At 46.2% G+C, this 20,193-nt stretch carries 20 protein-coding genes and 1 pseudogene; 20 read left to right on the plus strand and 1 reads right to left on the minus strand.

The window, feature by feature from the left end:
• Positions 1 to 328: 328 nt before the first annotated feature.
• The 19 genes and pseudogenes from CXF83_RS22100 (at position 329) to CXF83_RS22190 (ending at position 17,755) form a co-directional block, all read left to right on the plus strand.
• The gene (locus tag CXF83_RS22100) at positions 329 to 1,045 is read left to right on the plus strand and encodes a beta-ketoacyl synthase chain length factor (RefSeq protein WP_101089485.1); all 717 of its coding nucleotides are present in this window, start codon (positions 329 to 331) and stop codon (positions 1,043 to 1,045) included.
• Positions 1,038 to 1,857: pseudogene (locus CXF83_RS22105) on the plus strand (lysophospholipid acyltransferase family protein). Before CXF83_RS22100 ends, CXF83_RS22105 begins: the two are co-directional and overlap by 8 nt.
• Positions 1,835 to 2,089, plus strand: coding sequence for a phosphopantetheine-binding protein (locus CXF83_RS22110; RefSeq protein WP_101089487.1), 255 nt, complete (start codon positions 1,835 to 1,837; stop codon positions 2,087 to 2,089). Before CXF83_RS22105 ends, CXF83_RS22110 begins: the two are co-directional and overlap by 23 nt.
• A gap of 8 nt (positions 2,090 to 2,097) precedes the next feature.
• Complete coding sequence (locus CXF83_RS22115) at positions 2,098 to 2,346, plus strand: acyl carrier protein (protein WP_101089488.1); 249 nt, start codon at positions 2,098 to 2,100, stop codon at positions 2,344 to 2,346.
• Entirely contained in the window at positions 2,346 to 2,894 is a 549-nt protein-coding gene (locus CXF83_RS22120) for a hypothetical protein (RefSeq protein WP_101089489.1), read from the plus strand. Before CXF83_RS22115 ends, CXF83_RS22120 begins: the two co-directional genes overlap by 1 nt.
• Entirely contained in the window at positions 2,891 to 4,270 is a 1,380-nt protein-coding gene (locus CXF83_RS22125) for an AMP-binding protein (protein WP_101089505.1), read from the plus strand. The genes CXF83_RS22120 and CXF83_RS22125 overlap by 4 nt, the downstream gene beginning before the upstream one ends.
• Positions 4,267 to 4,656: an ApeI family dehydratase gene (locus CXF83_RS22130; protein WP_101089490.1), complete on the plus strand. Its 390-nt coding sequence runs from the start codon at positions 4,267 to 4,269 to the stop codon at positions 4,654 to 4,656. Before CXF83_RS22125 ends, CXF83_RS22130 begins: the two co-directional genes overlap by 4 nt.
• Positions 4,656 to 6,374 carry a glycosyltransferase family 2 protein gene (locus CXF83_RS22135; RefSeq protein ID WP_101089491.1) on the plus strand — a complete coding sequence of 573 codons (1,719 nt, stop codon included), beginning with the start codon at positions 4,656 to 4,658 and terminating at the stop codon, positions 6,372 to 6,374. Before CXF83_RS22130 ends, CXF83_RS22135 begins: the two co-directional genes overlap by 1 nt.
• A complete protein-coding gene (locus CXF83_RS22140) occupies positions 6,371 to 7,930 on the plus strand; it encodes an HAL/PAL/TAL family ammonia-lyase (RefSeq protein ID WP_101089492.1) in 1,560 nt (519 codons plus the stop codon). The genes CXF83_RS22135 and CXF83_RS22140 overlap by 4 nt, the downstream gene beginning before the upstream one ends.
• A gap of 34 nt (positions 7,931 to 7,964) precedes the next feature.
• Positions 7,965 to 8,435: an acyl-CoA thioesterase gene (locus tag CXF83_RS22145; protein WP_101089493.1), complete on the plus strand. Its 471-nt coding sequence runs from the start codon at positions 7,965 to 7,967 to the stop codon at positions 8,433 to 8,435.
• Positions 8,432 to 9,160: an outer membrane lipoprotein carrier protein LolA gene (locus tag CXF83_RS22150; RefSeq protein WP_101089494.1), complete on the plus strand. Its 729-nt coding sequence runs from the start codon at positions 8,432 to 8,434 to the stop codon at positions 9,158 to 9,160. Before CXF83_RS22145 ends, CXF83_RS22150 begins: the two co-directional genes overlap by 4 nt.
• Positions 9,157 to 11,574 (plus strand): MMPL family transporter, encoded by a 2,418-nt coding sequence (locus CXF83_RS22155; protein WP_101089495.1) that lies wholly within the window; start codon positions 9,157 to 9,159, stop codon positions 11,572 to 11,574. The genes CXF83_RS22150 and CXF83_RS22155 overlap by 4 nt, the downstream gene beginning before the upstream one ends.
• The gene (locus CXF83_RS22160; RefSeq protein ID WP_101089496.1) at positions 11,568 to 12,845 is read left to right on the plus strand and encodes an NAD(P)/FAD-dependent oxidoreductase; all 1,278 of its coding nucleotides are present in this window, start codon (positions 11,568 to 11,570) and stop codon (positions 12,843 to 12,845) included. The genes CXF83_RS22155 and CXF83_RS22160 overlap by 7 nt, the downstream gene beginning before the upstream one ends.
• A complete protein-coding gene (locus CXF83_RS22165) occupies positions 12,833 to 13,483 on the plus strand; it encodes a DUF3261 domain-containing protein (RefSeq protein ID WP_101089497.1) in 651 nt (216 codons plus the stop codon). The genes CXF83_RS22160 and CXF83_RS22165 overlap by 13 nt, the downstream gene beginning before the upstream one ends.
• A 20-nt stretch (positions 13,484 to 13,503) precedes the next feature.
• The gene (locus CXF83_RS22170) at positions 13,504 to 14,733 is read left to right on the plus strand and encodes a beta-ketoacyl-[acyl-carrier-protein] synthase family protein (RefSeq protein WP_101089498.1); all 1,230 of its coding nucleotides are present in this window, start codon (positions 13,504 to 13,506) and stop codon (positions 14,731 to 14,733) included.
• Entirely contained in the window at positions 14,726 to 15,202 is a 477-nt protein-coding gene (locus CXF83_RS22175) for an ApeP family dehydratase (RefSeq protein ID WP_101089499.1), read from the plus strand. The genes CXF83_RS22170 and CXF83_RS22175 overlap by 8 nt, the downstream gene beginning before the upstream one ends.
• Positions 15,203 to 15,304: 102 nt before the next feature.
• Positions 15,305 to 16,030 (plus strand): 3-ketoacyl-ACP reductase FabG2, encoded by a 726-nt coding sequence (locus tag CXF83_RS22180; RefSeq protein WP_101089500.1) that lies wholly within the window; start codon positions 15,305 to 15,307, stop codon positions 16,028 to 16,030.
• The gene (locus CXF83_RS22185) at positions 16,027 to 17,268 is read left to right on the plus strand and encodes a beta-ketoacyl-ACP synthase (protein WP_101089501.1); all 1,242 of its coding nucleotides are present in this window, start codon (positions 16,027 to 16,029) and stop codon (positions 17,266 to 17,268) included. The genes CXF83_RS22180 and CXF83_RS22185 overlap by 4 nt, the downstream gene beginning before the upstream one ends.
• Before the next feature lie 160 nt (positions 17,269 to 17,428).
• Entirely contained in the window at positions 17,429 to 17,755 is a 327-nt protein-coding gene (locus CXF83_RS22190; RefSeq protein WP_101089502.1) for a rhodanese-like domain-containing protein, read from the plus strand.
• Positions 17,756 to 17,819: 64 nt separating this feature from the next.
• Here CXF83_RS22190 and CXF83_RS22195 read toward each other — a convergent pair whose 3' ends face one another.
• A complete protein-coding gene (locus CXF83_RS22195) occupies positions 17,820 to 18,413 on the minus strand; it encodes an FMN-dependent NADH-azoreductase (protein WP_101089503.1) in 594 nt (197 codons plus the stop codon).
• Positions 18,414 to 18,807: 394 nt separating this feature from the next.
• On the opposite strand from CXF83_RS22195, the gene CXF83_RS22200 reads away from it, so the two are divergent.
• A complete protein-coding gene (locus CXF83_RS22200; RefSeq protein WP_101089542.1) occupies positions 18,808 to 20,181 on the plus strand; it encodes a DUF4397 domain-containing protein in 1,374 nt (457 codons plus the stop codon).
• The last annotated feature ends 12 nt before the right edge of the window (positions 20,182 to 20,193 follow it).

The following is a 20,193-nucleotide window of genomic DNA, read 5'->3' on the forward strand; positions in this document are numbered from 1 at the left end:
TATTAAAGTATTCAAAGGCCCCGAACCAACAGGGCCTTTACTTTATCGCCACATTTTAATAGTCTTCAGCGCTTTTGCGCTACAGCCGTATCGTAAAGCACTTCTGTAATCTCTATCTTATGATGTAGAATAGCGGCTCTAATGCCGTAATTTCAACAGTATAATTATACTATTGAACTAAGCTTTCGTGTGATACCAAGCAATAGCGGCTACTTCGACATATCGTATATGCTAGGCCTTAAGAATTGATTTACTTTTGAGGGGATCAAGCGATTATTTACAATGAACTTAGGCACTACGAACGGATATTCGTATGTAAGGCAATGCAATGAAGTTTAGCATTCTTTCATGGGGCGCATGGTCGCCACACTATCAGCATAACGCTGAATGGCAGGCTTGGCCCAAGACAGTATTAGACGTATCTACTGCGAAGACGGCTGTGCCTAAATTGCCACAAGTGCCTGCAATGCAACGCCGCCGCCTCAGTAAACTCACAAAAATTATCCTTGATGCTATTTTTCAATGTGAACCACCACCGCAATGTCGCAGCATTTTTGCTTCGCAGCATGGAGAGATAAACCGTACGATTAGCTTACTTAATGACATTGTCGATAAGTCTGCGTTATCACCCACCGCCTTTAGTCAGTCAGTGCACAATACTGCCAGCGGGATCTTTAGCATCATTAGTCAAAACAGAGCAGCATCAACATCCATTGCTGCCGGCAGTGAGACGCTATCCCAAGCCTTCATTGAAGCATACGCACTACTGGTTGATGATCCTGAGCCAGTACTACTTTCTTATGCCGATGACACCGTACCCAATATTTATAAGCCATTTACGAGTGAACCAGAATGGCCGATTGCAATGGCATTTCTAGTCGCGCCAATAACTTCACCGCAAGCGGCCTTGGCAACAATTAACTTAAGCGAACTGTGCCCCAAAGCTGCGACATTAAGCTTTGGTGATATATTATCTAGTATCGCGCTAAAACAGGCTATTTCAGGTAACTTTTCCGGTGCGCATTGGAGTTTGAGCTTTGAATAAGCACCCAGCACCTCGACTAACCGGTATCGCTTACTTGCCACGATGGGTAGGGGGCACGTTTTGCTATATCGTTTTTGGCCTTGGTGGATTACTCAGTTCATTGACCATTTTGCCTATCCTCAGATTTTGGCCTGGCACCCCCACACAACGTATAGAAAGAGTGCAGCATGCGGTTCACCTCATGTTCAAAGGCTTTGTCTGCATGCTCACTTGGACGGGGTTGATTAAGGTCAGTCATGGCGACCTGCAACAACTCAAGGATGCCAAGGGAATGATTGTCACCTCAAATCACCCTACCTTGGTCGACGTCGTTGTCTTGATCAGTTTAATGCCCAATACCAGCTGCATTGTCAAACAAGGTATTTGGCGCAACCCCTTTTTACGTGGTGTAGTATCCAGTGCAGGTTATATACCCAATCGTGGTGCAGAATTCCTATTAGCGGACTGCAAAGAGGTGCTCAATAGAGGCAATAATTTAATTATTTTCCCTGAAGGTACTCGGACTATCATTGGTAAACGCGTCAATAGTTTTGCTCGCGGTGCTGCCAACATCACTATTCGCACACGCAGCGACCTGCTACCCATATTGCTTAAAACCAACTGTGTTGGCTTTAGTAAACAAGAATCTTGGTATCAATTACCCAGACGCACCATCGGCATGCATATTGAAATAGGCGAAAAACTGCCCTATCTACGCTATGATGCAACTGCGGGTGGCGATGCTAAGATGGCTCGCCAAATGACCCGTGATCTAGAAGAATATTATAAACAACAATTAGATAAATACTTATGAGCTTAGAAAACGAAATTAAACAATTGATCATCGACAGTCTTGACCTTGAAGACGTCAGTATTGATGATATTGATGCTGAAGCACCACTTTTTGGTGAAGGGTTAGGGCTAGACTCGATTGATGCACTAGAACTTGGCTTAGCAATAAAAAAACAATTTGATGTGAAAATTGAAGCTAATTCAGACGCAACCAAATTACATTTTTTCAGCGTTGCTAGCTTAGCAAGCTTCGTTAAGTCACAACGAGTGTAGGAGGCATTATGCAAACTCGTGAACAAATTTTAGAAGCATTAACCCGTATATTAGTCGATGACTTTGAAGTCGACGCTGACGATATCACGTTAACAGCATCACTTTATGAAGCGTTAGATTTGGACAGTATTGATGCTGTCGATCTAGTGATTAAACTGCAACAGATGACAGGTAAAAAAATAAAACCTGAAGAGTTTAAAGCCGTGCGCACCGTCGGTGATGTGGTCGATGCAATTCAAGGTTTAGTTAAAGACTAATGCGCTTATTTTTGCAAATAGTGACTAGCCTAGTGGTGTTTGCCTATCCGTTGGCAGTCTATTTCGGCTTGCACTATTTGCCCGTAGGCACCGTTGCACTGGTACTGTGCGCCGTACTGCTGTTGCGCTTATTACTGCAAAAACAAAAATTAAAAGCACTATTATTACCCATTTTAATTGGTATTGGTCTCACCGCAGGCAGTTTTATCGCTAAAGAGCATGCGCTGTTACTGTTCTATCCAGTCGTGATCAACCTGACAATGTTAGCGCTCTTTAGTTACTCTTTAGTTCGTGGTCCTAGCATGATTGAGCAACTTGCGAGATTGAAACAACCCGACCTTCCTGATGAAGCCGCTGGCTACCTCAATAAGGTCACACGACTTTGGTGTGGATTGTTCATTTTCAATGGGTGCGTTGCACTCTATACCGCTCTTTATGCTAGCTTGGAAACTTGGACCCTTTATAACGGCTTAATCGCCTATTTGCTTATTGGATTACTGCTCGCTGGTGAGTGGTTATACAGAACATTGTGGTTAAAAAAGACATGACTGAATTACTCAAATCTTGGTTATCTCAAGGGCCAACAGCACAGCAGTTAATTAGCTTCAACCATCACAATATTGTGACCGGTGCGGTTTTCAGCAACCAAGTTGCTCATCTGCACCAGCAGCTCAATCGTTCCCAAGAAAAGCGCTGGCTATTGAGCTGTGATAGTAGCGATATGTTTGCTGTTGGGCTCTGTGCAGGCTTGCTTGCCGGAAAGCAGATTATACTGCCCGCCAATACTCAAACGGGAACGTTGAGTGAATTAACCCATGAATTTGAGGGGGTTATTTCCGATTTACCACTATGTGAAGGCAAAGCATTTCTGCGCTTAGATAAAGATATTAATCTGCCTACATCGCAATGGCCTCAATCAATCCAATGGGGTGAGCTGGTATTATTCACCTCTGGTAGCAGTGGTAAACCCAAACGAATCGCCAAATCTATTAGGCAACTCGATGCTGAAGTCAGCATCTTGGAGCATACTTTTGCTCAGCATCTGCCACATTGCAGCGTCATAGCAACCGTTTCGCACCAACATATTTACGGCTTGCTGTTTAAAGTTCTGTGGCCACTTGCCGCTAGTCGTCCATTTTTAAGTGATTTAGTTGAGTATCCTGAAACGCTTAGCTACTACGCCAACTTATTTCCAAACTTGTGCTTAGTGAGTAGCCCAGCTCAGTTATCTCGTTTGCCTGATGCTCTCGACAATGAGCCGCAGTTGCGCGCCCCAAGCTTAGTCTTTAGCTCAGGCGGCCCACTCAGCTTTGAGGCCGCGATGGCAATAAAGCAATGCTACGGTCGTCTACCCACCGAAGTTTTTGGCAGTACAGAGACGGGGGGGATCGCATACAGACAACAACACTCCCCCGCTGAACCTTGGCAAACATTTGCCGAAATGGAGATTAAGCAAGACGCTGTCGATGGCGCATTGCAGCTGAAATCACCCTATTTAGAAAACGACCACTGGTTAAGGTGTGAAGATAAAGTCGACATCGCGGCCGATGGTAAGTTTAGCCTACAAGGCCGCTTAGATCGCATCATTAAAGTCGAAGAGAAACGCTTATCATTAGTGCAGATGGAGTCACTTTTAGAGAGTCATCCTTACGTTACAAAGGCGGCCCTACTCTTATTAGAACAGCCCAGAATACAGCTAGGGGCAGCGATTGAACTGTCGCAGCAAGGTATTGAGCAGTTAACTACCGATGGCAAACTGGCACTCAACAACGTGCTTAAACGCCATCTATTAACCCAGTTTGAACGTGTTACCTTGCCACGTCGTTGGCGCTACCCAGAGCAGCTGCCGCTTGATTTTCAGGGAAAACGCGTACACAACACCATGTTGGCTTTATTTGATATCGATAAGTTTAAGAGTAAATGATTAAATCTACGCTACCGACGATTTTGAGCACTGCAATAGATGATGACACCATTTGTTGGCGTCTAGAGATTGCTGCTGAACTTGAGTATTTCAAAGGCCACTTTCCCGAGCAACCCGTGCTGCCAGGAGTCACTCAATTAGATTGGGCGATTAAACTTGGCAGCCAGCATTTTGGCTACACCTGCGACGTTGCCGTGCTTGAGGTTCTCAAGTTTCAACAACTCATGCTGCCTAACACTCAGGTCAATTTGACCATGAGTCACAATGCCGCTAAAGCTAAGCTTATGTTTACTTATAGCGATGGCGATAAACGCTTTGCATCTGGCCGAATCGCCTTCAATATGGCCCCTCAGAGTATTCAACAGACCAATAAGGACATAGGCTAATGCGCATCGCTTTGGTCATTCCAAACTATAACCACCAAACGGCAATTGCACATACGCTTGAGCAACTTGATGAACTTGGTTTGCCTTGCTACTTGGTCAATGATGGCAGTGATGATGAAACTCGCTTTTTACTCATCGAGCTGGCCAATAAATACCCCTGGGTAACGCTGCTGCACCATCCTTTTAATCGTGGTAAAGGCGCTGCGGTAATGACGGGACTGCGCACCGCTTATCAAGATGGCTTCAGCCACGCACTGCAAGTTGATGCCGATGGGCAACACAATTTAGATGATATTCCGGCGATGATCGCCCGTGCAGAATCAGCACCAGAGGCGTTAATCTCTGGGCTACCTCAATATGATGAATCGGTGCCTAAGGCTCGCTTATACGGTCGCTATCTCACCCACATTTGGGTCTGGATAGAAACACTCAGCTTTGATATCCAAGATTCCATGTGCGGCTTTAGAGTTTACCCGTTAGCCGAGACTGAAAAACTGTTTCTAACTCATGCTCTTGGCGAGCGAATGGACTTTGATATAGAAGTGCTAGTGCGCCTGTATTGGCAAGGCGTACCCGTTATTCATATTCCTACCCGTGTTATCTACCCCGAAGATGGCATTAGCCACTTTCAAGGGTTCAAAGATAATGCGCGTATCTCTCTCATGCACAGCAAACTGTTTTTCAGCATGCTACTGCAGCAACCTAAGCGCTTGTGGAACAAATTCAGCCAAGGTAAACAAAACCAACACTGGTCCACTATGCAGGAGCGCGGCAGCTACTGGGGCATTAAATTGATAGCTGAAAGCTATCGTTACGGTGGTCACTGGTTATGCCGTGCCATTATGTACCCCGTTATCTGCTACTTCTTTGCCACTGGATCCACGGCCAGATCAGCATCACAGCAGTTTTTAAGCCAAATTAAAGCGACTCAGCCCAACCATCCTTTGCTTAATGACAAACTCAGCTGGCGTGACAGCCTCAAGCACTTTTTTGCCTTTGGTCATGCAGCGCTTGACCGCATCGATGCCTGGTGTGACCGCATCAAACTCGCCGAAGTCGACTTTCCCAATAGACAACTCTTAACAGAACAACTGGAAACTGGCAAAGGGGCTGTTTTACTGGTTTCCCATCTAGGTAATCTAGAGCTTTGCCGCGCAATATCGATCCACCAGCGCAAAGTGAAAGTGAATGTCATGGTCTTAACCGAGCACGCCGAAAACTTTAACCGTGTATTGCAGCAACTCAACCCAGATAGCGCATTAAACCTCATTCAAGTGACCGAGCTTGGGCCAAGCACTTCTATCTTGTTACAGCAAAAAATCGATGAAGGTGAATTGGTGGTTATCGCCGGAGATAGAACCTCCTCGCAAACGGCTGGCCGTGTTATCTACAAGCCCTTTTTGGGTCAAGATGCACCATTCCCTCAAGGACCCTTTATCCTTGCAGGCTTATTAGATTGTCCAGTGTTTACCATGTTCTGCTTACGTGAAGAGGGTCGTTACCACGTTCACCTCAGCCATTTTGCTAACAGCCTGAAAGGCCCACGAGCAGGCAGAACTGAACGACTCGACAATGCAGTACAAGATTTTAGCCAGCGCCTTGAATACTTTGCGCTGCGCCAACCACTTCAATGGTTTAATTTTTATGATTTTTGGCACAAGGATGAAAATATCCAACGTACCAATGTTCAAGGCAGTAAAGGACAACAACACAAATGACCCACGCTAATTCCCTAAACATCAAGCAACAAACCGTTGAGTTTGGCTACCGTAGTTTGTCTCTTGAAGACGTTGTAGCAATTTCAAAAGGGGCAACCGCACAGTTAAAGCAGACCGAAGAATACCGAGCCTATATTCAAAAAGGTGCATTATTTATCGATAGTTTGCTCAAAGAAGAAGGCGTGGTTTATGGCGTTACCACGGGTTACGGCGACTCCTGCACTGTCACCGTCGGCCTCGATCTTGTTCATGAGTTACCACTGCATTTGACCCGTTTTCATGGCTGCGGGCTTGGCGATATTCTATCAGTGGCACAAACACGGGCGGTAATGGCTTGTCGCTTAAGCTCTCTCGCCTATGGTAAATCTGGCGTCAGCTTTGAACTACTCGAACGCATTGAGACACTGCTGAACCTCAATATTACTCCGGTGATCCCTGAAGAAGGTTCCGTCGGTGCCAGTGGTGATTTAACGCCCTTGTCTTACCTTGCGGCCGTACTCATTGGTGAGCGTGATGTCATGTATCAAGGTGAGCGACGCCCGACGAGCGACGTTTATAAACAACTGAATATTATCCCGTTGACGCTGCGCCCTAAAGAGGGACTCGCGCTAATGAATGGTACTGCGGTGATGACAGCACTGGCTTGTTTAGCCTTTGATCGCGCTCAATATATGGCTCGATTATCAAGCCGCATTACAGCGATGGCCTCACTGACGTTAAAAGGAAATTCGAACCACTTCGATGAGATCCTGTTTGCCGCCAAGCCGCACCCGGGTCAAAATCAAATTGCCGCGTGGATCCGTGAGGACTTAAATCATCACACTCACCCGCGTAACTCTGACAGATTGCAAGACAGATACTCAATACGCTGCGCACCACATGTGATTGGTGTACTGCAAGATGCGCTGCCCTTTATGCGCCAGTTTATCGAAACCGAGCTTAACAGCGCTAACGATAATCCTATTGTGGATGCCGAAGGTGAGCATATCCTTCACGGCGGGCACTTCTATGGCGGCCATATCGCATTCGCGATGGACTCGATGAAAATTGCCGTGGCCAACATTGCCGACTTAATTGACCGCCAGATGGCGTTAGTGATGGATCAAAAGTTTAATAATGGTCTGCCCGCTAACCTTTCAGCGGCAATGGGTAAGCGTAAAGCCATCAATCACGGCTTTAAAGCCGTACAGATTGGCGTGTCTGCATGGACTGCTGAAGCACTAAAAAATACCATGCCTGCCAGTGTGTTTTCACGCTCTACCGAATGCCATAATCAAGATAAAGTCAGCATGGGCACCATTTCGGCGCGTGATTGTATGCGAGTGTTACAACTTACAGAACAAGTCGCGGCCGCAGCTTTGTTGGCCATGTCTCAAGGTATTCGGTTGCGTATCATGCAACAAGAGCTAGCGCCAAGCTCTATCACGCCATCACTGGCTAAGACGTTGGCGCAAGTCGAAGCCGATTTTGAACTGCTCACCGAAGACAGACCATTGGAGCAAGCACTCCGTGCTACCGTCGACAAGATCCAAAGTGGCGATTGGGAAGTATGTTAGTGGGCGTAACCATGCCAACAAGGATAGTGACCTTATGAAAGGGATTATAAGCACCGAAATTGAAATAGTTATCCCTTTCCATGATGTCGATTCAATGGGCATTACCTGGCATGGAAACTATCTGCGCTATTTTGAAATTGCTCGCTGCCAGTTACTCGACCTTATCGATTACGGTTACCGAGCAATGCAAGCTTCAGGCTATAGCTGGCCCATTGTCGACTTACAGATCAAGTATGTACAGTCGAGTACTTTTGAGCAAAAGGTGATCATCAAAGCCGCCATCGTTGAATGGGAGAATCGGTTAAAAATTAATTACCAAGTATTGGATGCTGTCACTAAAAAACGCATTACCAAAGGCTATACCATACAAGCGGCGGTTGACATGCAAACGCAAGAGTTGTGCTTTGTTACGCCTGAGGTGTTTCAACATAAAATAGCCAAACTTGTCGATGCGAGTGATCAATCAAGCGCTTCGCTGACCCCGACCACAGGCTCAAATAAATGACGTTCGCAGGATCTGAGTCGCGCAGCTGCCAGTTTATATTAACCTGTATCCTCTTAATCGGTAATGCCGTGAGTTTTTCGGCTCATAGTGGGACAGATTTTGATGCTTTATTTGCACAAACGGCATCATCGAATGAGTTAACCCAACTCTCTAAGCAGCTAGCACCAAGCTCACAAGCGAAGGGGTTATTTACTCAGTATCGGCACTTAAAGGTGCTTAAGAAGCCACTGGTCAGTAAAGGCAGTTTTGTCTTTTCTAAACAGCTCGGCGTGATCTGGCAGCAGCAGTCGCCCTTCAATAGCACCCTAATCTTACAAGCGGGTCGCTTGACTCAAATCGACAGTCAAGGGCAAGTCCACATTAGCGATGCACAGCAATCCACCACGGCCAATCAACTGTCGCAATTAATGCCAACCCTGCTTAACGCCTTGCTCAGTGGTGATCTACACACGCTCGAGCAACATTTTCAATTGAGCTTACAAAGCGCCAGCGCCGACAACGAACAATGGCAACTGGGTTTGACGCCAATAGACCCTTTGGTCAAAAAAGCGATCCCTAGGCTGGTGTTAATGGGTGAGAAACAGATCCAGACCTTGATCCTATTCAGTGACAACCAAGATAGCAGCCGCATCGAATTTTCGGCGATCAATGAAATGCCGTTAACTGAGCAAGACAAAGCACGTTTTTCTCCCGCACAGGAAGATAGCAGCAGAGAAACCCGATGAGCACAACATCTCCTCTAGCCGTATTTAGCGTGTTAGCCACGCTCAGCCCAAGTAAAAAGTTACTGGTCTGGCTGACATTGGTATTTTTCACGTTAACACTGGGGTTTTTGCAATGGCAATCTGGCGCCAAGATCCAGACTGATATTTTGGCTATGCTGCCTAAAGTAAGTGAAAAACCACTTGAGCAACGTGCCATTGCTCAAGTTGAACAGCAGTTAGCCAATCGACTCTATATCGGGGTTATTAGTGCTGATAAAAACCAAGCAGTGAGCGCTGCATCTGCACTCATGCAGCAGTTAAAATCAAATAGCACCGCGGTGTTCACTGACATCAGTAGCGCTGACATTTCGCAAGCCGAAGCCTTAAACGCCTTTTACTTTCCGTACCGATTCAACCTACTGACCGATAAACAACAACAGCAACTCACACAAAATCAGTGGCCACAGCTAACTCAAGCGAGTTTACAGAAACTCTATAGCGCCTTTGGTTACGCCAATAGCGCCTTGATAAGTCATGACCCGCTGTTGCTCTACCCCGATAACTTACTCGCACTGGCCCCTAAACAAGCGTTAAGTGTAGAGAACGCTGTGCTCGTGACTCGCCTACCCAGTAATGATGCTAAAGCTACGCCACGCTATGTCGCTATCGTGATGGCAAAAGGGTTACAAAGCGTCTTTAGTCCTAATGCTCAACAATCACAGCTGAGCGCACTCAATACTGCACAGCGGGCGGTCAGTGCCGAATTTGCTGCGGTTGATTTTATACACGCAGGCGCGCTTTTTCATGCCGCGGCAGCCACTGACAATGCAAAAAAAGAGGTCTCAAGCATTGGCCTCATCTCGCTTATCGGGGTTATCGCCTTAGTCTGGTTTGCCTTTCGTTCCATCATGCCGTTAATGATTGCTGTCATTACGTTAAGCTGCAGCCTGCTTTTTGCCGTCGTACTCACGCTTGTGGTATTTGGCGAGTTGCATTTACTGACCCTAGTATTTGGCACCAGCCTTATTGGCATCGCCATTGATTACTGCTTTCACTTTTACTGCGAACGATTAAATCATCCTCAGCAAGATGCTAACCGGACTTCATTAGCCATTCTGCCAGCGATTTCATTAGCCTTAGTCACCAGTATTATCGCCTATGGCTCACTGGGGCTAGCGCCTTTCCCTGGGATGCAACAAGTCGCCATATTTTGCGCTGCGGGTCTAATAGGGGCTTATTTAACCTTGGTGTTTGCCTACCCTAAATTGGCGGGTGCAAAACTAAATGACGGCCAACGCCTGCTTGAGTTTGCTGATACATACCAAGGTTTTATGCTTAAGCGCGCCATACCATCATCGCGATTATCAACAGTAATCCTGTTACTTAGCACGGTAGCTTTTATCGGTGTCGGGCTCTCGCAGCTTAAGAGCGATGATGATATTCGTCAATTACAACACACACCCGCAGCCATTCAGCAGCAAGAAGACACGCTACGCACCGTACTCAGTGGCGGAACGGATAATCAGTTTCTGCTGGTATCTGGACAAACTGAAGAACAAGTAAAGCAAGCGCTTGAGCAACTCGAACCTATTCTCGAGACGGCACAACAACAGCAATTACTTGGCAATCACTTTAGCTTGAGTAAATTTCTGCCCAGTGATAAAACACAAGCAAGCAACTACCAGTTACAGCAGCAAATTTATCAGCAACATTTAGTCGAAATCCTTAACCGTTTGGGGATCGAAGACAGCATTAAACAGCCGTTAGCGGATGAGTTTACTGCGGCAAAAAACCGCTATATTCATGTCGAAGACTTCCTACAATCTCCCGCAGGGCAGCAGTTAAGCTCTATGTGGCTAATGCCGCAACAAGACTCTGACTACGCATCCATTGTATTACTCGGTGGCATTAAACAACTCGACACATTGTCAGCCCTGTTTAGCGACAATCCCAACGTTGATTTAGTGGATAAGGTGGGCGACATATCCAAAGTAATGGGCCACTATCGTCAACTAACACTGGCACTGCTGGTCATCGCATTGATCACTGCCGTAAGCATATTCACCTTTAGATTCGGTGTAAAACTTGCTTCAATAGTGGTGAGCGTACCCGGATTTGCTGCGATATTAACCTTATCGACCTTGGGGATAATGCACGCGCCATTGACTCTGTTTCATGCGTTGGCGCTGATTTTAGTGTTTGGGATTGGCATTGACTACAGCCTGTTTTTTGCTGAAGCGAATCAAAAGACACGCGGGGTGATGATGGCTGTACTCATGTCAGCGATATCGACACTACTCGCTTTTGGTTTACTTGCATTTAGCCAAACCCCAGCCATTAGCGCATTTGGTTTGACCCTATTGATAGGCATTAGCTTTACCTTTTTACTGTCGCCATTTATTCAAATTTACACAAGGAAACCATCTCAATGTTAAGCTCCAATGCACATCAGAACACGATAACTCAAGATGTTGAAAAGAGTCGTGTTGAAGACGTCGATGTTGCCATCATAGGCGCGGGCCCATCAGGGAGTATTGCGGCAAGTTTACTGCATGCTCAGGGCAAACGCGTTCTGGTGCTAGAGAAGCAGCATTTTCCGCGTTTTTCAATTGGAGAAAGCCTACTCCCTTGCTGCATGCAAGTGATTGCTGAAGCCAATATGCTCGACGCTGTTAACGCGGCGGGCTTTCAATATAAAAATGGTGCAGCGTTTAGATGTCGCGATCAATACACCAGCTTCGACTTTAATGACAAGTTCACCCCGGGCCCAGGGACAACTTTTCAAGTTGAACGCGCTCAGTTCGACAAACTGCTGGCAGACGAAGCCACTAAGCAGGGGGTAGAGATCCGCTATGGCCAGTCAGTAGAGTCGGTAAACCTTGACTCAGTACCTGAACTAACGGTACAAAATGAAGCCGGCGAAACCTACACCGTTAATGCAAAGTTCATTCTGGATGCCAGTGGTTTTAGCCGAGTGTTACCCCGATTACTCGACTTAGAAAAACCATCACACTTACCCACGCGTACTGCCGTTTTCAACCATATCAACGACAATATTACTTGTCCCGATTTCGACCGTAATAAAATTCTCATCAGTGTTCACCCTGATAATAAAGATATTTGGTACTGGTTAATCCCTTTTAGCAATGGCCGTTGCTCAGTTGGTGTTGTGGCAGAGCCACATCAACTCGGTAACTTAGCAGGCAATTTGGACGACGTGCTGCTGCAGATGATATCTCTAGAACCTGGGCTTAAAAAATTGCTCGCCAATGCAGAGTTAGTCAATGACTCCGCGCTGCTACAAGGATACTCCGCTAACGTAAAGACCTTAGCGACTAATAAGTTTGCGCTCTTAGGCAATGCTGGAGAGTTTCTTGATCCGGTCTTTTCATCCGGCGTGACTATCGCAATGCAATCGGCTTCTTTGGCGGCTAAAGCCCTTATCAAGCAACTCGATGGTGAAGCCATTGATTGGCAGGATGAATACGCTACGCCATTAATGAAAGGCGTTGATACCTTTAGAACATACGTCGAAGCTTGGTACGACTGCCGCTTTCAAGACGCTATATTTTATAGTGATCCCGACCTCACCATTAAGCAGATGATCTGTTCAATTTTAGCGGGCTATGCTTGGGATCAAAACAATCCCTTTGTCAGTGAATCAAAAAGACGCCTTAATATGGTTGTAGAAATATGTCGCAGCTAACGCATTTTCTTAAAGGCATAAGCTGCTTTAGCTTGCTGCTGTTAGCGGGTTGCAGCCAAACCTTGCAAAGACAAACCTGCGTTGAACTGCCAAGCAACGTCAGTTACTGTCTGGCGCCGCTCAACGACGCCAGCACAATTGAGCCGTCAAAGCCTTTCACTGAGCGTAGCCTGACTCAAAAAACAACCATAAAGACCCAATCAAGTCAGCATGAACTGCTCACTCAATTGGAGCTTAATCCGCAGCAGCTGACGTTAGTTGGCTTAGCCCCTTTAGGCCAACCACTATTTACGCTGACTTATGATGGCGATAAGCTTATCAGTGAGCAAAGCACGTTACTCGGCAATCAATTTAAAGCCGAGTATCTGTTAGCTATTATGCAACTTGTCTATTGGCGTGAAGACAGCCTCAATCGCCATTTACAAAATGGCTATATACAGGGCTATAATTGCGATGGTGCGTATTGCCGAAAGCTATTTGCTGCAGTGCCGAGAGGGAGTAGCAAAGAGATGAAGATTAATGCAGAAGATCCGCAGCCGATTGTCACCATCCGTTATAGTCGGCCTGAACCATGGCAAGCCAAAGTCGAATTGAGGATTGATGCTGCTGATTTCGAGCTCATCATCACTCCGTTATAAATCTATTATGGTGATTTAAAGTGAAGTCAAATATCGCAATAGCAATAACCCAAATAGGTTTATGTACCCCGCTAGGTGACACCTCCGCGTCTGTGCTTAATAATCTCATTACCGCAAATGTCGACGGCATGAGATGGCGCGATGATTTAATGTTTGATCGCCCGGTACTCGTGGGTGAAGTGGCCAGTAAACTACCGGAGTTGACGACGCAATGGCGACACTTTGATACCCGTAATAATCAGCTCGCCCTAGTTGCTGCCAAGCAAATCGAACAATATGTTATTGCAGCTAGCACCCAATATGGTGCCAACCGAGTTGCCGTTGTCATTGGCACGAGTACCTCAGGTATCGCCACTGGCGAGCAGGCGTTAGCACATCATCATCAGCATGGTGAATTTCCCGCGGGATATGACTATTCACAACAAGAGTTGGGCGACAGCACTCTGTTCTTACAAAGTTACTTTGGGCTAAGCGGACCTTGCTTTACCGTCTCAACCGCCTGCTCTTCAAGCGCTAAAGCATTTGCCAGCGCACGACGACTGCTCAACGCTGATCTCTGTGACATGGTCATTGTTGGCGGGGTCGACTCCTTGTGTCAATTGACCCTCAATGGTTTTAACTCATTGGAATCAATATCCAAAGCCCATTGTCAGCCATTCAGTGCTAACCGCGATGGCATTAATATTGGCGAAGGGGCTGCATTGTTCACCCTAGAGCGAGCAACCGAACGTGATGCTATTGTATTAAGCGGTGTGGGCGAATCCAGCGATGCTTATCATATTTCTGCACCACATCCTGAAGGGACTGGCGCGATTATGGCCATGCAATCAGCGTTAAAAATGGCAAGCTTGAATGCAGGGCAGATCAACTACTTAAATCTACATGGCACCGCAACACCCAAAAATGACGCTATGGAAAGCCGAGCCGTCACTGCTGTATTCACTAAACAGCTCCCTCCTTGCAGCTCAACCAAACCGTTAACCGGACATACCTTAGGCGCAGCTGGCGCGATTGAAGCAGCCTTTTGCTACCTGTTACTCAGCGATTTAAACGTCGATAATAGACTGCCACCACAAGTATGGGATCAACAGCAAGACCCAGATAATCCCTCATTACCTTTGGTGAACTCCGGCGACACAGCGACGATACACCATGTAATGAGCAACTCATTTGCTTTTGGTGGCAGCAACGCAAGCCTCATATTCAGCCGCCATACAAAAACCACTGATGAGACTCAACCACATGTTTGATTTAACCACCCTTGCCAGCCAAGACGTTGAGCAATTTATCCCTCATCGGCAACCTATGGTGCTGATCAGTAATCTATTAGAGTATGAAGCTGATAATTTACTCACACAAACTAAGATAACGACAACCAGTCCCTATTTTGATGACAGCCTGCAGGGGGTGCCAAACTATGTTGGCATTGAATACATGGCGCAAAGCATTGCCGCTTTAGCAGGGGTTGAAGCGCATCTTAGGCAAGACATCATCAGAGTGGGTTTTTTACTGGGAACGCGCAAACTGAACATGCATATTTCGCACTTTAAAGCGGGTGAAACCTACCAAACCCAAGTCACTCGACTGTATCAAGAAGAGTCTGGCTTAGCGGTTTTTGACTGCAAAATTATACACAATGAACAGATAGTTGCCGAAGCAAATGTGAACGTTTTTCAGCCTCAAGACACTAAAAACTATATTGCCGAAGCGACTGGCTGAACAATAAACATACTAAATTGAATTAAACATCATTGATAACGGCATTATCCCATTGAAACTTAAAGATAGTTTGCATAACAACGGAGCTGTTAGGGAGAAAAGATGACTAAAAGAGTACTGATCACCGGTTCAAGCCGCGGAATAGGCAAAGCGATAGCATTAAAGCTGGCCGCTGCAGGCTTTGATATTGCAATGCATTATTATCAAAATATCGACGCCGCAAACGAAACGCAGCAAGCATTAGAGCAGCTGGGTGCGTCTGTATCTTGCCTTAAATTTGATATCGCCGACCGCGCAACCGTAAAGCAAGCCATTGAACAAGACATTGAACAGCACGGCGCCTATTACGGCGTGGTGTTAAACGCCGGCATTAATTGCGATACCGCTTTCCCCGCTATGACAGAGTCAGAGTGGGACAGCGTGGTACACACTAATTTAGATGGTTTTTACAATGTAATTCATCCCACGGTAATGCCAATGGTACAAGCTAGACAAGGGGGTAGGATCATTACTATGGCCTCTGTTTCTGGTATTGCGGGCAACCGTGGGCAAGTCAATTACAGCGCTTCAAAGGCCGGGATCATCGGTGCCACCAAAGCATTATCACTTGAGCTAGCAAAACGCAAAATCACCGTCAACTGTATCGCTCCAGGATTAATTGAAACCGATATGGTGGCTGATATCCCCAAAGAGATGGTCAATACTCTCGTCCCGATGCGACGTATGGGTAAAGCCTCAGAAATTGCAGGGTTGGCTAACTTTTTAATGTCTGAAGATGCCGCTTACATCACTCGCCAAGTGATCTCCGTTAATGGAGGCATGATATGAACCCGCTACCCCGCAGAGTCGTCATCACTGGCATCGGTGGGATTTCAGCCCTAGGTCATGACTGGCAAACGATTGCGAGCAGTCTTAAAGCTAAGAAAAACTGTGTTGTTCGACTCGATGAGTGGGACAAATTTGAGGATCTAAATACTCGTTTAGCCGCGCCTATTACTGATTTTGAGAAACCCGCGCATTATTCTCGCAAAAAAATTCGCTCAATGGGCCGAGTCTCCATTATGGCAACACGAGCCAGCGAACTGGCTTTAATGGATGCCAACCTGCTTGATGACCCTGTGGTGACATCGGGGGCGATGGGGATCGCTTACGGCTCATCCACCGGCAGTACCGAACCCATTATCGCTTTTGGCGATATGCTGAAAACCGGGGATATGTCAGGCGTCACAGCGACCAGTTACATTAGGATGATGGCCCACACCACCGCGGTAAATGTTGGCGTTTTTTTTGGTTTAAAAGGACGAGTGCATACTACCAGTAGTGCTTGCACCTCCGGAAGCCAAGGAATTGGTTATGCTTATGAAGCCATAAAATATGGCCAACAAGACCTTATGCTTGCCGGTGGTGGTGAAGAGTTATGCCCAACTGCGGCCGTTGTGTTCGATACCCTTTTTGCCACCAGCACTCAAAACGATACACCGTCACAAACGCCTAAGCCATTTGATAAGCAGCGTGATGGATTAGTGATTGGTGAAGGCGCTTGCACCTTAGTGCTTGAGGATCTCGAACACGCCCAAGCCCGTGGCGTTAGAATCTATGCTGAAATCGTCGGTTTTGGTACCAACTCAGATGGCTTACATGTCACCCAGCCAAACGCAGGAACGATGGAAAAATCTATCCGACTCGCGCTTAAAGATGCTGCTATTGACGCCAGTAGTATCGGTTACGTCAATGCCCACGGCACGGCAACTGAACGTGGCGATATCGCCGAAACACAGGCGACCAACGCCGTGTTTGGCCCATCACAGCCGATTTCATCACTTAAAAGTTACACTGGCCACACCCTTGGCGCTTGCGGTGCACTTGAAGCTTGGGTCAGTATTCAGATGATGAACGAGGGCTGGTTTGCCCCCACACTGAACCTTACCGAGATTGATCCTGAATGTGCTCAGCTCGACTACATTCAGAATGATATAAGGTTACTCGAGACTGATTATGTCATGAGTAACAACTTTGCCTTTGGTGGGATTAATACTTCACTGATTTTTAAGAAGTGGTCGACATAACCCCTTTATAAATAGCTCCTTTTGGGAGCAGGGTTAGTTAGCATAATCTTTATATCAGTAACCTTGAATGGTGGATTAGGAAAATCTTATTGAAATAAATCTAATAAACGGTTTTAATAGGTGTCACTAATATATAAATTGCTATGTGAAAGGAGAGTCCATGTCTGAACCTATACTTTCGACGCTGTCTAGCTGTCAGCCAGGAGATAAGTGTTGGCAGCTTATCGAACAAGGCGCCACTGTTATTGATGTTCGTAGTCCTCAAGAGTTCGCTGACGGCCATCTGCCAAACGCGATCAATGTGCCGCTGGATGCCTTGGCGGCATGGGTAGTCCGTATCAACAACCCACAACAAATGTTTCTACTCTACTGCGGCGCGGGTATCCGAGCGCAAAAGGGCTGCGATATACTTAACGCCAGCGGTTTAGCCAGTGTGGTTAATGCTGGCGCCCTTAAAGATCTATTGGCTTGTAAGCCGCAGGGCTAGCATCACTTAGCAACAAAAAGGTCGCTAATGTTAGCGGCCTTTTCAGTTATTCAGTGGAAAGTCATTAAGCACCTATCAATGCCAGTTCTTGTTTTGCTTGGGCTAATCCTTGCTCTTTTGCTTCAGGCCCCATAGCCAATGCTTCGCTATAAACAAATTCGACGTCATCAATGCCGATAAAACCCAGTACCGTCTTAAGGTAAGGTACAACATGATCTGCTGCGGTATTTTTGTGCACGCCGCCTCGAGTGCTAATAACGATAGCCTGCTTGCCCTTAATTAACCCTACTGGGCCATTTTCGCCATAGGTAAAAGTCACTCCAGCACGTGCAACAAGATCGATCCAATTTTTAAGCTGAGTCGGTATAGAGAAATTGTACATTGGCGCAGCAATCACTATGGTGTCGTGTTCTTTCAACTCTTGAATTAAGGTATTCGACAGTGCGATAGCATCTTGTTGACGTTGCGATAAATCATCACTACCTTGCATACCCGACGCAATTTCACCGTCTAAAACAGGAATAGGCTCTGCTGCAAGATCGCGGATAGTGAGCAGCTTTCCTTGTGCTAAAAACTGCTGGCTTAGATGCTCTATTAATTGAGCTGATTGAGAATAGCCACCTAAGATACTTGATTTCAATACTAGAACTTTCGACATAACGTACTCCATATAATGATGATCAAGCTAAGATGAATTTAACTGCTCAATCGAATGACGTCAGTGTAGAGTGCAATAAAAGACAAAAATAGCGGATAAAACTCCGCTTACTGTTCGATTAAATCGAAAGAACTCACCACTCGTCTCTACAATCAAACCGTCATACACTCCAATTCGATATTCATCACTACATTTTAATGCCAGTAAAACATTCGAAATTATAAATAAATTTTTAAAATAATGAATAAGACTAATACTCTATTAAAACAGATAAATAGTTTAAATATTATTCAGCAAGTGAATTGGATTATAGAGAGAGATGTAATAAAAATGTGATCGTTGTTTTTAGAAAGCCCGTATAGCGAATGGAACCCAACTCAAGAAGGGAAATCCAATGCAACGTTTACATACTAGCGCCTTACTTATTGCAACACTCGCCTTAACCGCTTGCGGCAGTGACGATGACAATGACAATATCGCAGTCGTTTTACCTGAACCTGCAGCTTCATCACAAATTCGTGTCATTCATGCCAGTGCCGATGCACCCATGGTCAACATATTAGCCAACGGTAACGCATTACTCACCGATGTTGATTATGCTCAATCCTCAGGATTACTGCAGGTCAGCTCAGCTGAATACGATATCAGTGTCGATGCCCAATTACCTGGCGACGAAACACAAACTGTTTTTACTGCATTCTTGGATGCAGAAGCGGATATGGAATACACCGCGGTCGCAGTCGGTAGCGTCGCAGACAACAGCTTAGATCTTGCCCTTATTGAAAATCCTACAGCCGATATTGCGGCTGATTATGCCCGAGTACAAGTGTTGCATGGCACTGTAGGTGTTGGCGAAGTTGACGTCTACGTCACTGCTGTCGATGCCGATATCAGCATGATGTCGCCCACGCTATCGCTAGATTATATGGCTTACACCGCCCAAATTGAGCTCGCCGCTGGTGACTATCAAATTCGTATCACAGTCGCCGATCAAAAAGCAGTGGTATATGACTCAGGTACTGTTGCTTTAATGGCACTAAATGACTATTTCCTCACTGCGGTCACCAATGTGTGGAGCGGTTCATCACCCGTGGCACTGCTGGCAGCGCTTCCTGAAGGGCAAGTATTAATACAGGATAAAGATGCCGGAGCAGGCCTCAGAGTTATCCACGCGGTCGCAGATGCGCCTGCTGTCGATGTGTTTCTAGATGAGGGGACAACACCTGCGGTTGCTATGCTCACATTCAAGCAAGTAACTCCCTTCTTGAACGTACCCGAAGGGGACCACACTGTTACCGTGGCAGCTAATAGCGATAATAGTGTCGTTGTCATCGACATGGCAGCTGTGACCTTAGATCAAGGTATGAGTTACTCGGCACTTGCTGTTGGCTCACTCACAGAGAATGACATTATGCCGTGGGTATTGATGGATAGCCCTCGACGTATAGCAACGGCAGCAAAGCTCAATATTGCCCATGCTTCTTACTCTGCAGGTAATGTTGATATCTACTTAACTGCGACTGATGATATCAGCGATGCAACTCCCGCATTGAGCGATGTGCCCTTTATGGCAGCCTCTGGTGCACTGTCCATTACAGCGGGTGACTATGTTGTTAGCGTGACACCACACGACAGCAAAACCGTTGCAATCGGTCCACTAGCGGTATCCTTAATGGCAGGCGGTATTTATAGCGTCGCGGCAGTTGATAATATCGGCGGCGGAACACCACTTGGCGTGATTTTAATGGATGATTTCACCGCTAAATAGATGACTATAACC

The organism is Shewanella sp. Choline-02u-19 (assembly GCF_002836205.1).
Classification (GTDB): Bacteria; Pseudomonadota; Gammaproteobacteria; order Enterobacterales; family Shewanellaceae; genus Shewanella.